This is a genomic window from Bradyrhizobium sp. USDA 3364, from assembly GCF_054056355.1.
Genome location: NZ_JBSRYG010000002.1, coordinates 5879196 through 5892124, shown reverse-complemented (window position 1 = coordinate 5892124; position 12929 = coordinate 5879196). Strand labels below are relative to the sequence as shown.

Sequence of the window (12929 nt, the reverse complement as noted above, 5' to 3'; positions counted from 1 at the left end):
GTGATGTCATGTCCGACCTCGCGCTCTCCTCCCCGGCTGCCGCGCCCCGCGCGGTAGCGGTCGATCCCAACCGCGCCAGCATGGCCGTCTGGATCTCCATCGTCGCCGCGATGATCGGCGCCTTCATGGCGATCCTCAACATCCAGATCACCAACGCCTCGCTGCTCAACATCGAGGGGGGCATCGGCACCGGCGTCGACAACGGCTCCTGGATCTCGACGTCCTACCTGATCGGCGAGATCGTGGTGATCCCGCTGACCGACTATCTCAGCCGGGTGTTCTCGTTCCGCAAGATCATCATCTCCTTCGCCACGCTGTTCGCGATCTTCTCGGTCGCCTGTGCATTCACCCACGACCTGCCCTCGATGATCGCGATGCGCGGCCTGCAGGGCTTCTTCGGCGGCGTGCTGATCCCGATGGCCTTCACGCTCGTGTTCACCAAGCTGCCGAAGGTGCAGCAGCCGATCGGGCTTGCGATGTTCGCGCTGGCCGTGACCTTTGCCCCGGCGATCGGCCCGACCATCGGCGGCTACCTCACCGAGAATTACGGCTGGCAGACCATCTTCTTCGTCAACGTGGTCCCGACGGCTGTCATGGTCGCCACCCTCTATCTCACGCTGGATCGGCAGCCGATGCAGCTGCACCTGCTGCGCGAGGGCGACTGGCTCGGCATCGCCACGATGGCGATCGGCCTGTCGGCGCTGCAGGCGGTGCTCGAGGAAGGCAACAAGGACGACTGGTTCGGCTCGCCCTTCATCGTCAAGCTCGCGGTGATCGCGGCCGTCAGCCTCACGCTGTTCGTCTGGATCGAGCTCGTGGTGGAGAAGCCGCTGATCCGGTTGCGCCTCTTGACCCAGCGCAGCTTCGGCTTCGGCACCATCTCGGCCGTGTTCGTCGGCTTCGCGCTGTTCGGCTCGGTCTATCTGCTGCCGGCCTATCTCGGCCAGGTGCAGCGCTACAATGCCGAGCAGATCGGCCAAGTGCTGGCATGGACCGGCCTGCCGCAGCTGATCCTGATCCCGCTGGTGCCGAAGCTGATGCAGCGCTTCGATGCCCGCTACATCGCCTTCACCGGCATGATCCTGTTCGCGGTCTCGTCCTTCATGAACATCCAGATGTCGCTCGACTACTCCGGCGACCAGTTCTTCGTCCCGAACATCGTTCGCGCCATCGGTCAGGCGATCATGCTGGCGCCGCTGTCGGCCGTCAGCCTGGGCAGCGTCGCCCCGCAGGATGCGCCGGCGGCCTCCGGCATCTCCAACATGATGCGCAACCTCGGCGGCGCGATCGGAACGGCGCTGCTCTCGACCATCGTCACCAAGCGCGAGCAGTTCCACTCCAACATCATCGGCCAGTCGGTCCACCTCGGCCGTGAGGAGGTGCGCACGCGGATCGCCGAGGTCACCAACTACTTCCTGAGCCACGGCATCTCCGACCCTGCCACCGCGCACAACCAGGCGATCGTGGCAATCGGCAACATCGTGAAGCGCCAGGCGCTCGTGCTGGGCTTCAGCGACGCCTTCGCCGTCATCGGCATCGTGCTGGTCTTGGCCGCGATCGCGATCGTGCTGACCGGCAAGCCGAAGAGCACGGCCGGCGGCAGCGCGGCGCATTGATTGATTTCTCGACGATCCCCAAAGGGGCGGCGGCGAAGAGCCGCCGTCCCGTTCCTAGCTGGCTTCGCGCAGCTTGAAGCGCTGGATCTTCCCGGTCTGGGTCTTCGGCAGCGCCTCGACGAAGGCGATCGCGCGGGGATATTTGTAGGGCGCGATCGTCGCCTTGACGTGATCCTGCAGCAGCTTGACCTCGACATCGTCGCTGCGCGCACCCTGCTTCAGGACGATGAAGGCCGAGACGATCTGTCCCCGCTCCTCGTCGGGTGCGCCGATCACGGCGCATTCCGCGACATCGGGATGCCCGAGCAGCGCCGCCTCGACCTCGGGACCGGCGATGTTGTAGCCCGCCGAGATGATCATGTCGTCGGCGCGCGCCACGAACGACAGCCGGCCGGTCTCGTCGCTGACGAAGGCGTCGCCGGTGATGTTCCAGCCGTCGCGGACATATTTGGTCTGCCTGGAGTCCGCGAGGTAGCGGCAACCGGTCGGGCCGCGCACCGCGAGCTTGCCGACCTGCCCCGCCGGCAGCTCGTTCATGTCCTCGTCGACGATCTTCGCCTCGTAACCGGCGACCGGCGTACCCGTGGTGCCGCCGACGGCGCTACCGGCGCGGTTGGTGATGAAGATGTGCAGCAGCTCGGTGCTGCCGATGCCGTCGAGGATCGGCTTGCCGGTCTTCCTGGTCCAGCTCTCGAACACCGGTGCCGGCAGCGTCTCGCCGGCCGAGACCGCGAGCCGCAGCGACGACAGATCGGCGCCCTTGTCCATCGCCGCCATCATCGCCCGGTAGGCGGTCGGCGCAGTGAAGCAGATCGTCGCCTTGTAGGTCTCGATGATCCTGATCATCTCGCTCGGCGCCGCGTTCTCCAGCAGCGTCGCGGTGGCGCCGAAGCGCAGCGGGAAGATGGCGAGTCCGCCGAGGCCGAAGGTAAATGCAAGCGGCGGCGAGCCGACGAACACATCGTCCGGCGTCACCTTGAGCACTTCGCTCGCATAGCCGTCCGCGACGATCAGAAGATCGCGGTGGAAATGCATCGTCGCCTTGGGTTCGCCTGTCGTGCCCGACGTGAAGCCGAGCAGCGCGACGTCGTCGCGGCCGGTCTTCACCGCTTCGAACTTGACCGGCTTGTTCAGCGCGATCCGGTCGAGCTCGGCGTCGTGGTTCTGCGTGCCGTCAAAATTGACGACCTGCTTGAGGAATTTGCTGGTCTTGGCGCAGGCCACCAGTTCGTCGGCGATGCGACTGTCGGTCAGCGCCAGCGCGATCTCGGCCTTGTCGACGATCTTGGCAAGCTCGCCTGCGCGCAGCATCGGCATGGTGTTGACGACGACGGCGCCCGCCTTGGTCGCGGCGAGCCAGGCCGCGACCAGTGCCGGGTTGTTGCCCGAGCGGATCAGGACGCGATTGCCGGGCTTGACGCCATAGTTCTCCACCAGCGCATGCGCCAGGCGGTTCGACCAGTCGGTCAGTTCCTTGTAGGTGCGCTGGCGGCCGTTGCCGATCAGCGCGATGCGATCGCCCATCCCCTGCTCGACGATGCGGTCGGTCAATTCGACCGCGGCGTTGAGATAATCGGGATACTTGAATTCGGGCCGGTCGAGCACGAGCTGCGGCCATTGCTCCGATGGAGGCAGGTTGCGCCGCGCGAAATCGTCGACATGCCCGGATGGGCCGAGCCCGGGAAATTCACCTGACATTCGATTGCCCCTCGCTTTCCATCCAGAAAGGCCAAAGACCAACATCGCCAATATCGAGGACGCCCGGCAGCGTTCCAATCGCCAATCATTTTATACTTAAAATAATTCGGCGCAAGGGTGGATATCGCGTGGAGATGGCGAGGTCCTTTAGAGCCTCAGATCTGCGTGAGCTGCTTCAGCCGCGCGACCATCGCCGAGCCCGGGTCGGCGAGCGGTGCGATCGCGGTGAAATGATTGGCGTCGGGCACGGTGCCAAAGCGCGTTGCAACGCCCGCTTTGCCCCAAACATCGGCGATGGTCCGGCTCTGCCGGTGATATTCCGCGCTCTCGGCGCCGCCGACGACGGCATCGAACGTCGCGCCCGTGGGTGCTTTCCAGAGCAGCGGGCTCGCGGCCCTTGCTGCGTCGCGGTCGAGGCCAAGCGCCTTGTTGATGGTGGTGCCGACCAGCGGCTCGAGTTCGAACAGGCCGGAGATCGCGTAAGCAGCCCTGACCATGTCCCTCGGCAGCGACGCATCATAGGCCGGCCAATCGGTCGCGAGCATGCATGCGGCAAGATGTCCGCCGGCGGAGTGTCCCGACACGACCAACGGCCGGCCGAGCTTCGCCAGTTCGCGGCACGCCGCGCGCATCTCGCCGACGATGTCGTTGACCGAGACATTGGGACAGAGATCGTAGCTCGGCACTGCGACACTGATGCCGTGACCGTTGAGGCCCCGCGCACAGTGGCTCGAGGACGAGCCGTCGAGCGCCTGCCAGTAGCCGCCATGGATGAAGACCACGAGCGGCCCGTCGCGATCGCCCTCAAAGAGATCGATGACGTTGCGGTTGCCGGGGCCGTAGGTCAGCCGCCGCGGCGGGTGCTGCTCGCAATAGGCCGCGGAGTCCCTCGCCCAACCGGCCATGATCGCCGGGTTCTCCGGCACCCGCGCCCGGTTGTTGTATTCGACCTCGTAATCGATCTCGCTCACGGCGCTACGCAGTCCTCGCCTTGGCGGAGCGCTGCGCCGAGCCCTTGGCCTTGGCGAGCAGCCGCATCAATTCACGGATATCCTTCGGCGAGAGATCGCCGAAGATATCGGCGATCCATTTCTCGTGCTCGGCCGCCATCTTGCGGAATTCGGCCCGGCCAAGCTTGGTCAGCCGGATGAACTGCACGCGGCGATCGGTCTCCGAGGTGCGGCGATCGAGATGGCCGGACTCGACGAGGCGCTCGACCAGCCCGGTGACGTTGCCGTTCGACACCATCATCCGCTTCGACAGGTCCGACAGGGTCATGCCGTCGGATACCTTGTCGAGCTGGGCCATCAGGTCGAAGCGCGGCAGCGTGACGTCGAATTTCTCGCGCAGCCGGCTGCGGACCTCGCCTTCGATCAGCGTGGTGCAGGTCAGGAGCCGCAGCCACAGCCGGAGCTCGGTGCCGTGATCGTCGGGCAGTTCGACGGCTTTGGTTTCGGAATCGAGGATCATGCGGCGATCGTGCCTCCGCGGCGGGTTTCGGTCGGACCGATTACTTTGAGCTTCAAGCAATTCGTGGCGCCCTGCAAGGACAATTGCGAATCTTGCGGGGAATGCCGGCGCGATCCTGCAATTTCTTTAAACTTCAAGCAATTGGCGCGGCGCTTGCATGGTGCGCGGCGGCGCCTGCATGGCGCGCGACCATCGCCCTGACGCAATGCCACATCGCTTGCGGCGGTTGCGCGCGTCAGACTAAGCTGCGGCCAAGCTGCGAAAGGCATCGAGACAGTGATTGGGGAGTGACATGAAGCAATTGACGGGGCTCGCGGGATTGGCGGCGCTGCTGGGAATCGCGGCGACCCCGGCGACGGCCCAGGAGAAGATCAAGATCGGCGTGCTGGTGACGACCTCGGGACCTGCCGCGGCGCTTGGGCAGCAGGTCCGCGACGGCTTTGCGCTCGCGATCAAAGACCTCGGCGGCAAGATGGCCGGCCGCGATGTCGAGATCGTCAACGCCGACGACGAGCTGAAGCCCGACGGCGCGGTGGTCAAGGTGCGCGGCCTGCTCGAGCGCGACAAGGTCGATTTCGTGGTCGGCCCGATCTTCTCCAACATCCTGCTCGCGATCCATCGCCCGGTCACCGACAGCAAGACCTTTTTGATCAGCCCGAATGCCGGCCCTTCCAGCTATGCCGGCAAGGAGTGCAACCCGTTCTTCTATGTGACCTCGTACCAGAACGACCAGGTGCACGAGATCCTCGGCAAGGTAGCGCAGGATCGCGGCTACAAGCGCGTCTACCTCCTGGTGCCGAACTATCAGGCCGGCCGCGATTCCGTCGCCGGCTTCAAGCTCGACTACAAGGGCGAGATAACAGAGGAATCCTACACGCCGCTGAACACGCTGGATTTCCAGCCCGAGCTCTCCAAGATCGCCGCGCAGAAGCCGGATGCGCTGTTCACCTTCATGCCGGGCGGCATGGGCGTGAACCTCGTGAAGCAGTACAAGCAGGCCGGCGCCACCGTGCCGGTGCTCTCCGCCTTCACCGTCGATGAGTCCACCCTGCCCGCGCAGCAGGACGCCGCGGTCGGCATGTTCGGCGGCGCGAACTGGGCGCCCAACCTCGACAACCCCAAGAGCAAGAAGTTCGTCGCGGCCTATGAGGCGGCCTACAACGGCGTGCCCGGCACCTATGCCATGCAGGCCTATGACGCCGCGCTCCTGATCGACAGCGCGGTCAAGGCCGTGAAGGGCGACCTCTCCAACAAGGACGCCGTCGCGGCGGCGCTGAAGAAGGCCGACTTCACCTCGCTGCGCGGTAACTTCAAGTTCAGCAACAACGGCTATCCGATCCAGGATTTCTACCTCACCAAGGTGGCAAAGCGGCCGGACGGCAAATTCCAGACCGAGATCGTCGAAAAGGTGTTTTCGAACTACGGCGACCGCTACGCCAAGGACTGCGCGGCCAAGTAAGTCACAAAGCGTTTTCAAGCGAAGTAGACACCGGTTCGCGTGAAGAAAACGCGTTAAGCAAAAGAGAGGGAACCATGACGATGAAAGACGAGATCGCCGGCATCACCCGCGCCAATGAGGGCATCCAGGGCATTTCCTGGAGCATCCTTGGCCAGACCTACGTGCCGAAGAGCCGCACCGAGCATTCGTTCTCCTGGCACGCCACCTTCCCGCCGGGCACGTTCGTTCCGCCGCACATCCATCCCGACCAGGACGAGTACCTCTACATCCTCGAGGGCAAGCTCGACTTCATGCTCGACGGCGCTGATGAATCGGCCACTCCGGGCGATTTGGTGCGCCTGCCGATGGGCAAGCCGCACGGCATCTTCAACAAGTCGCAGCAGACCGCCAAGACGCTGTTCTGGGTATCGCCGACGCGCCGGCTCTACGACCTGTTCTGGGCGATCCACAACATGAAGGAACAGAACCCGGATGACGTGGTGCGGCTCGCCGCCGAGCACAACATCCACTTCCTGCCGCCGCCTCCTGGCTAGGACGCGCGGTCTCTCCTCGTCATCCTGAGGAGCCGCGAAGCGGCGTCTCGAAGGATGCACGGCCGCGCTGGTGGCCGTCGCCCCTTCGAGACGGCCGCGTTGCGGCCTCCTCAGGGTGACGGAAATTGCTGCCTCACTAGGAGAGAAGCAATCGTCTCGGCTCGCCCTACTGCCGCGCGACCACGCGCGCGGCAAAGCCGGCCTTCGCGGCATAGCCGCGCACGATCGCCTCGCGCGCCTCGTAATTGAGGATGGTGTCGACGTCGGTAAAGCCCTGCGGCGCGAGCTGCTCGACGGCGTCGATCACGCCCTCCGGCCCGCCGCGGCGGTTGGAGGCGACGATGTCGGCGGTCATCGGCAGCCGCTGCCGCTCATAGGCCGCCAGCGCCTGGCGCGGATGCTCTGATCGCGCCAGCATGTCGGCGAGGCACCGCGCATCGAGGATCGCCTGCGAAGCACCGTTCGAGCCGACCGGATACATCGGATGCGCCGCGTCGCCGAGCAGCGTGACGCGGCCGCTCGACCAGTACGGTAGCGGATCGCGGTCGCAGCACGGATACTCCCAGAACTCCGGCGTCGCGCTGACCAGTCCGGCGAAGTCGACCTGCGGAACCGTGAAGCTCGTGACATAGGGCATCATCTCGTCGCGCCGGCCGAGATTGGACCAGCCCTCGCGGCGCGGCGGCGGCGAGGAGCCGTCGCCGATCCGCACCAGCACCGCCCAGTTGGTGAGCCGGCTCGCCGGGCTCGACCCCGGCGCGATCGGATAGATCACGGCCTTGGCGTTCAGCCCGCCCGCGATGATCATCGAGCGTCCGGTCAGGAAGGCCGGCCAGTCGGTGGCGCCGCGCCACAGCATCAGTCCGTTCCAGCACGGCCCGCCCTCGCCCGGGAACAGCGTCTCGCGCACTTTGGAGTGGATGCCGTCGGCGCCGATCAATATGTCGCCGCGCGCGGTGTGCACATGGGCGCCGCTGCGGTCGAAGAAATAGGCCGAGACGCCGCCCTCGTCCTGCGTGAAGGAGCCGAGCCGGCAGCCGGTGCGGATCGCATCCGCGCCGAGCCGGTCGATCACCGCCTGATGGATCACGCTTTGCAGGCGGCCGCGATGGATCGAGAATTGCGGCACGTCGTGGCCGGCATCGAGCCCGCGCTTCTCGTGCCAGACCTGCTGGCCATGGCGCGTCAGGTAGAACAGCTCATAGGTCCGGATCGCGACCTCGTCGAGCCTGTCGAGCAGGCCAAGCCCCGCCAGCTCGCGGATCGCATGCGGCAGCGTGTTGATGCCGACGCCGAGCTCGCGGATCGTCTCGGACTGCTCGTACAGCTCGCAAGCGATGCCGCGCGAGCGCAGCATCAGCGCGGTGGTGAGGCCTCCGATTCCGCCTCCGACGATAATCGCCTTCATCGTCCTCAACTCCACACACAACAGGACGTATTTGCGTTTGCGCCTAGGGTCGCACGCCCGCTTGTCCCGCCGCAAGCGGCTTGGCGGCCTTAGCCCCTAATTGACCCGCGCCGGTTCGGCTTAGGATTAACATTCGCTCAGCGCGCTCCCATCTATTCCCGTCACCCTGAGGAGCCGCGGAGCGGCGTCTCGAAGGGTCGACGGCCACTAGCCCGGCCGTGCATCCTTCGAGACGCGGCTTCGCCGCTCCTCAGGATGACCGGACCAGCATGGTCGCGATCCATCAATCCGGCACCACCGCAATGGCCTGGATTTCCACCTTGGCGCGGTCCTCGATCAGGCCGGCAACCTGGATCGCGGTCATTGCCGGAAAGCGCCGGCCGATGATGTCGCGATAGACGGTGCCGATCTCCTTCAGCCGCGCGGAATATTCCTTGCGATCGAGCAGGAACCAGGTCATCGAGACGATGTGCTCGGGCCCGGCGCCGCCAGCGGCGGCGACCGCGACAATGTTGCGCAGGGTCTGGCCGATCTGCGCCACGAGATCGTCGGTCTCGAACACGCATTGCCCGTTCCAGCCGATCTGGCCGGCGATGAAGATCTGTTTGCCGCGCGCGGCCATGCCGTTGGCGTAGCCGATCGGCTTCGCCCATCCGTCCGGTTGCAGGATCTCGATCATCTCAATTGCCCTCGAAGGCCGGTTTCTGCTTGGCGGCGAAGGCCTCGAAGGCGCGGCGGAAATCGCCCGTCACCATGCAGATCGCCTGCGCCTGCGCTTCGGACTCGATCATCTCGTCGACGCCCATCGCCCATTCCTGGTTGAACATCGTCTTGGTCACGCCATGTGCGAACCACGGGCCATCCGCGAGCGAGCGCGCCAGCTCCTGCGCGGCAGCGGCGAGCTCGGCCGGCGGCACCAGGCGATTGTGGAAGCCCCACGCAAAGCCTTCGTCGGCGCTCATCGCGCGGCCAGTGTAGAGCAGATCGGCGGCATGCCCCTGCCCGATTACCCGCGGCAACAATCCGCATGCGCCCATGTCGGCGCCGGCGAGGCCGACGCGGGTGAACAGAAAGGCGGTCTTGGCCTGCGGCGTCGCCAGCCGCAAATCGGACGCCAGCGCCAGCATCGCGCCGGCGCCCGCGCAGATGCCGTCGATCGCGGCGACGATGATCTGCGGACATTTGCGCATCGCCCGCACCACCTCGCCGGTCATCCGGGTGAAGGCGAGCAGGTCCGGCATCGCCATCCGCGTCAGCGGCTCGATGATCTCGAACACGTCGCCGCCGGAGCAGAAATTCCCTTCGGCACCGGTGAGCACGATGGTGCGGACATCGGAGGCATATTTGAGATTGGTGAAGAGGTCGCGCAGCTCTTCGTAGGACTCGAAGGTCAGCGGGTTCTTCTTGTCCGGCCGGTTCAGCGTAATAGTCGCGACGCGGCCGGTCGCGTCGGTCGACCAGCGGAAGTGCTTGGCGGGATAATCCTTGAACGGCCGGAGCTTTGCTTTCATCTCGGACATGATCTGTTCCTTCACCCGGTAAAGACTTCGCCGCCGGCGACCGCCACGGCTTGTCCGTTGATTGACGATGCGCCCTCGGAGGCTAGCCAGAGGATGCTGTCGGCGACCTCCTCCGGCGTGACCAACCGCTGCATCGGATTGACTTTTGCCAGCGCGGCGCGCGCTTCCTGCTCGCTGCGGCCGGTCTTGGCGACGATGTTCGCGGCGGCATCCGCCACCAGCGGCGTATCGGTGTAGCCGGGGCAGACCGCATTCACAGTGACGCCGCGCCGCGCATATTCCAGCGCCAGCGAACGGGTCAGGCCGACGACGCCGTGCTTGGCGGCGACATAGGCGGAGACGTACGCGTAACCCGTGAGGCCCGCGGTCGAGGCGACATTGATCACCCGCCCGCGGCCGCGCTGCGCCATTCCGGGCAGCACCGCATGCGTCACCAGGAACACGCTGGAGAGGTTGCTCGCCAGCATATCCGCCCACAGCGCCCCATTCGTCTTGTCGAACGGCGCACTGCCGGCCTTGCCGGCATTGTTGACGAGGATGTCGATCGGGCCCGCCTCGGCCTCGATCCCAGCGACACCCTTGGTCACCGCGGCTTCATCGGTCACGTCGATCGAGACGACCGAGCCCACGTGCTTGCCAAGCGACGCTGCCGTCGCCTTCAGCGCATCGATCCGGCGCCCGGCGATGCTGACGCGCACGCCCGCATTCGCCAGCGCGATCGCCGTGGCAGCGCCGATGCCGGAACCGGCACCGGTAACCAGCGCATGGGCGTTGGACCAGAACCTCATCATGCCTTCCCTCCGGCGGCTGCACGTTCGAGATTGGCCTCATATTGCGACTTGCCCGACAGGTATTGCTTCGGCCAGGCGATCTGCTTGACGCCGATCTTCGCGGCCTCGTGCAGCGTCCAGGCCGGATCGGCGAGATGCGGCCGCGCGATGGCGCAGAGATCGGCGCGGCCGGCGGCGATGATCGAGTTGGCGTGGTCGGCCTCCGAGATCGCACCGACCGCGATGGTGGCGATGCCGACCTCGTTGCGGATCTTGTCGGCGAACGGCGTCTGGTAGAGCCGGCCATAGACCGGATGGTCGTCGGCCCAGACCTGGCCCGACGAGCAGTCGATCAGGTCGACGCCGGCCTGCTTGAACAGTTTTGCGAAGGCGAGCGCGTCCTCGGGCGTGTTGCCGCCCTCGGCCCAGTCGTGACAGGACAGACGGACCGACATCGGCTTGTCCTCCGGCCACACCGCGCGGACGGCGCGGAACACCTCCAGCGGATAACGCGCGCGGTTCTCGATCGATCCGCCGTAGTCATCGGTGCGGCGGTTGGTCAGCGGCGACAGGAAGCTCGACAGCAGATAGCCGTGCGCGCAGTGCAGCTCCAGGATATCGAAGCCCGCGGTGGCGCCGCGTTTGGCCGCCGCCACGAACTGGTCGCGCACCTCGTCCATCTCGGCGCGGCTCATCGGCTCCGGGATCTGGCCGTCGGGCAGATAGGGCACCGATGAAGCCGACACCAGCGGCCAGTTATGGTCGGGCAACGGCTCGTCCATCCCTTCCCAGGCGACGCGCGTCGAGCCCTTGCGGCCGGCATGGCCGAGCTGGATGCCGATTTTCGCTTGCGAGTTGCGATGCACGAAGTCGACGATGCGCCTGTAGGCCGCTGCCTGCGCATCATTCCACAGGCCGCAGCAGCCGGGCGTGATCCGCGCTTCCGGCGAGACGCAGGTCATCTCGGTGAACAAGAGGCCGGCGCCGCCGAGCGCGCGCGAGCCGAAATGCACCAGATGGAAATCGCCCGGCACGCCCTCCTCCGCCGAATACATCGCCATCGGCGAGACGATGATCCGGTTGTGCAGCGACAGGCCGCGGATCTGGAACGGCGTCAGCATCGGCGGCGTGACGCGGTCGTTGGTGGCGGGCACGCCGCTGCGCTCCGCGAACCAGCGCTCATAGCCTTCGAGCCACGTCTTGTCGCGCAGCCTTAGGTTCTCGTGGCTGATGCGCTGCGAGCGGGTCAGCAGCGAGTACATGAACTGCTCCGGCTCGAGCGTGTCGGCATAGCGCGAGCCGACCACCTCGAACCATTCCATCGCATTGCGGGCGGCATTCTGGATCCGCGCCACGTCGACCCGGCGCAGCTCCTCATAGGCCTTTAGCACCGCGGGAATGCTGTCCCGCGTCGCGCCGTGGATCTTGAACTGGTTGGTCAGCTCGATCGCGTCTTCCAGCGCGAGCTTGGTGCCCGAGCCGATCGCGAAATGCGCGGTGTGGGCGGCGTCGCCCATCAGCACGACATGGCTGTTGCCGTTGAACGCGGTCCACTTGCCGCAGATCAGCCGCGGGAACGACAGCCAGGCCGAACCGCGCAGATGCCGCGCGTTGGAGACCAGATGATGGCCCTCGAGGATTTCCGCGAACACGTTCTCGCAGAACGCGATGGACTCGCCCTGCTCCATCTTGTCGAGGCCATGGGCGAGATACGCTTCCTCGGTGGTCTCGACGATGAAGGTCGCCGCGCCCTCCTCGAATTTGTAGATGTGCGCCTGAAACCAGCCATGCTCGGTCTTGCGGAAGTCGAAGGTGAAGGCGTCGAACGGCCTGACGGTGCCGAGCCAGATATAGCGGTTCGGCCGCATCAGCATGTCGGGCTGGAAGGTCTCGGCGTATTTGACGCGCACCTTCGAATTCACGCCGTCGCACGCCACGATCAGGTCGGCGTCGGGAAACTCGAGATCGGAATTCACCTCGCGCTCGAAGATCAATTCGACGCCGAGCTCCTCGGCCCGCGCCTGCAGGATGTTGAGCAGCCGCTTGCGGCCGATGCCGACGAAGCCATGGCCGGTGGTGCGCATGCGGCGGCCCTTGATCAGAACCTCGATGTCGTCCCAGTGGTTGAAGGCCTGCTCGATCGTGTCAGCGGGTGGCCGGGTCCCATCTGCGCATGTTGTCCATGGTCGCATCGGAAAACACCACGCCGAAACCGAAGGTGTCGTAGGGCCGGTTGCGCTCGACCACGGAAATACGATGCGCGGGATCCAGCATCTTCATCAGGATGCCGAAATAAAGCCCGGCCGGCCCGCCTCCAATGCAAACGATGCGCATGGCGTTCTCCCGTTGGCTTCGGCCGGGGTCGGTTCTCCGGCCAGCCGATACCGCATATTATTTTATACTTAAAATAATTGTCAAGATGGGTTGGGCCGCAACCATAACCGTCGTCCCGGCG

At 65.6% G+C, this 12929-nt stretch carries 10 protein-coding genes and 1 pseudogene; 3 read left to right on the top strand and 8 right to left on the bottom strand.

Annotated features, from left to right (window positions below; genetic code table 11):
• Positions 1 to 8: 8 nt before the first annotated feature.
• Complete coding sequence (locus tag ACVILL_RS27625; protein WP_456731934.1) at positions 9 to 1616, top strand: MDR family MFS transporter; 1608 nt, start codon at positions 9 to 11, stop codon at positions 1614 to 1616.
• Positions 1617 to 1670: 54 nt separating this feature from the next.
• Here ACVILL_RS27625 and ACVILL_RS27620 read toward each other — a convergent pair whose 3' ends face one another.
• The 3 genes from ACVILL_RS27620 to ACVILL_RS27610 form a co-directional block, all read right to left on the bottom strand.
• Positions 1671 to 3314 carry a benzoate-CoA ligase family protein gene (locus ACVILL_RS27620; protein ID WP_456731933.1) on the bottom strand — a complete coding sequence of 548 codons (1644 nt, stop codon included), beginning with the start codon at positions 3312 to 3314 and terminating at the stop codon, positions 1671 to 1673.
• Positions 3315 to 3469: 155 nt separating this feature from the next.
• On the bottom strand, positions 3470 to 4285 hold the full coding sequence (locus ACVILL_RS27615) for an alpha/beta hydrolase (protein WP_456731932.1): 816 nt from the start codon (positions 4283 to 4285) through the stop codon (positions 3470 to 3472).
• 4 nt (positions 4286 to 4289) lie between these two features.
• Positions 4290 to 4784, bottom strand: coding sequence for a MarR family winged helix-turn-helix transcriptional regulator (locus ACVILL_RS27610; protein ID WP_024579672.1), 495 nt, complete (start codon positions 4782 to 4784; stop codon positions 4290 to 4292).
• Between the two features lie 292 nt (positions 4785 to 5076).
• Between ACVILL_RS27610 and ACVILL_RS27605 the strand changes: the two genes are divergently transcribed.
• The gene (locus ACVILL_RS27605; RefSeq protein WP_456731931.1) at positions 5077 to 6243 is read left to right on the top strand and encodes an ABC transporter substrate-binding protein; all 1167 of its coding nucleotides are present in this window, start codon (positions 5077 to 5079) and stop codon (positions 6241 to 6243) included.
• Positions 6244 to 6323: 80 nt separating this feature from the next.
• Positions 6324 to 6776, top strand: a complete 453-nt coding sequence (locus ACVILL_RS27600; RefSeq protein WP_456734376.1) for a cupin domain-containing protein — start codon at positions 6324 to 6326, stop codon at positions 6774 to 6776.
• A 166-nt stretch (positions 6777 to 6942) separates the two neighbouring features.
• Here the strand turns inward: ACVILL_RS27600 and ACVILL_RS27595 are convergent, their stop codons facing one another.
• From ACVILL_RS27595 to ACVILL_RS27575, 5 genes and pseudogenes are all read right to left on the bottom strand, one after another.
• Positions 6943 to 8184 (bottom strand): flavin-dependent oxidoreductase, encoded by a 1242-nt coding sequence (locus ACVILL_RS27595; protein ID WP_456731930.1) that lies wholly within the window; start codon positions 8182 to 8184, stop codon positions 6943 to 6945.
• Between the two features lie 283 nt (positions 8185 to 8467).
• Complete coding sequence (locus ACVILL_RS27590) at positions 8468 to 8863, bottom strand: RidA family protein (RefSeq protein WP_456731929.1); 396 nt, start codon at positions 8861 to 8863, stop codon at positions 8468 to 8470.
• A 1-nt stretch (position 8864) separates the two neighbouring features.
• Positions 8865 to 9704, bottom strand: coding sequence for an enoyl-CoA hydratase family protein (locus tag ACVILL_RS27585; protein ID WP_456731928.1), 840 nt, complete (start codon positions 9702 to 9704; stop codon positions 8865 to 8867).
• Between the two features lie 11 nt (positions 9705 to 9715).
• Positions 9716 to 10495, bottom strand: coding sequence for an SDR family NAD(P)-dependent oxidoreductase (locus ACVILL_RS27580; protein ID WP_456731927.1), 780 nt, complete (start codon positions 10493 to 10495; stop codon positions 9716 to 9718).
• A pseudogene (locus tag ACVILL_RS27575) lies at positions 10492 to 12808 on the bottom strand (bifunctional salicylyl-CoA 5-hydroxylase/oxidoreductase). The gene ACVILL_RS27580 and the pseudogene ACVILL_RS27575 overlap by 4 nt, the downstream one beginning before the upstream one ends.
• Positions 12809 to 12929 lie beyond the last annotated feature (121 nt).

What these genes read in the sequence shown, in the direction of transcription:
- ACVILL_RS27625 (WP_456731934.1), top strand. Translation starts at nt 9, where the DNA reads ATGTCCGACCTCGCGCTCTCCTCCCCGGCTGCCGCGCCCCGCGCGGTA.
- ACVILL_RS27620 (WP_456731933.1), bottom strand. Translation starts at nt 3,314, where the DNA reads ATGTCAGGTGAATTTCCCGGGCTCGGCCCATCCGGGCATGTCGACGAT.
- ACVILL_RS27610 (WP_024579672.1), bottom strand. Translation starts at nt 4,784, where the DNA reads ATGATCCTCGATTCCGAAACCAAAGCCGTCGAACTGCCCGACGATCAC.
- ACVILL_RS27605 (WP_456731931.1), top strand. Translation starts at nt 5,077, where the DNA reads ATGAAGCAATTGACGGGGCTCGCGGGATTGGCGGCGCTGCTGGGAATC.
- ACVILL_RS27600 (WP_456734376.1), top strand. Translation starts at nt 6,324, where the DNA reads ATGAAAGACGAGATCGCCGGCATCACCCGCGCCAATGAGGGCATCCAG.
- ACVILL_RS27595 (WP_456731930.1), bottom strand. Translation starts at nt 8,184, where the DNA reads ATGAAGGCGATTATCGTCGGAGGCGGAATCGGAGGCCTCACCACCGCG.
- ACVILL_RS27590 (WP_456731929.1), bottom strand. Translation starts at nt 8,863, where the DNA reads ATGATCGAGATCCTGCAACCGGACGGATGGGCGAAGCCGATCGGCTAC.
- ACVILL_RS27585 (WP_456731928.1), bottom strand. Translation starts at nt 9,704, where the DNA reads ATGTCCGAGATGAAAGCAAAGCTCCGGCCGTTCAAGGATTATCCCGCC.
- ACVILL_RS27580 (WP_456731927.1), bottom strand. Translation starts at nt 10,495, where the DNA reads ATGATGAGGTTCTGGTCCAACGCCCATGCGCTGGTTACCGGTGCCGGT.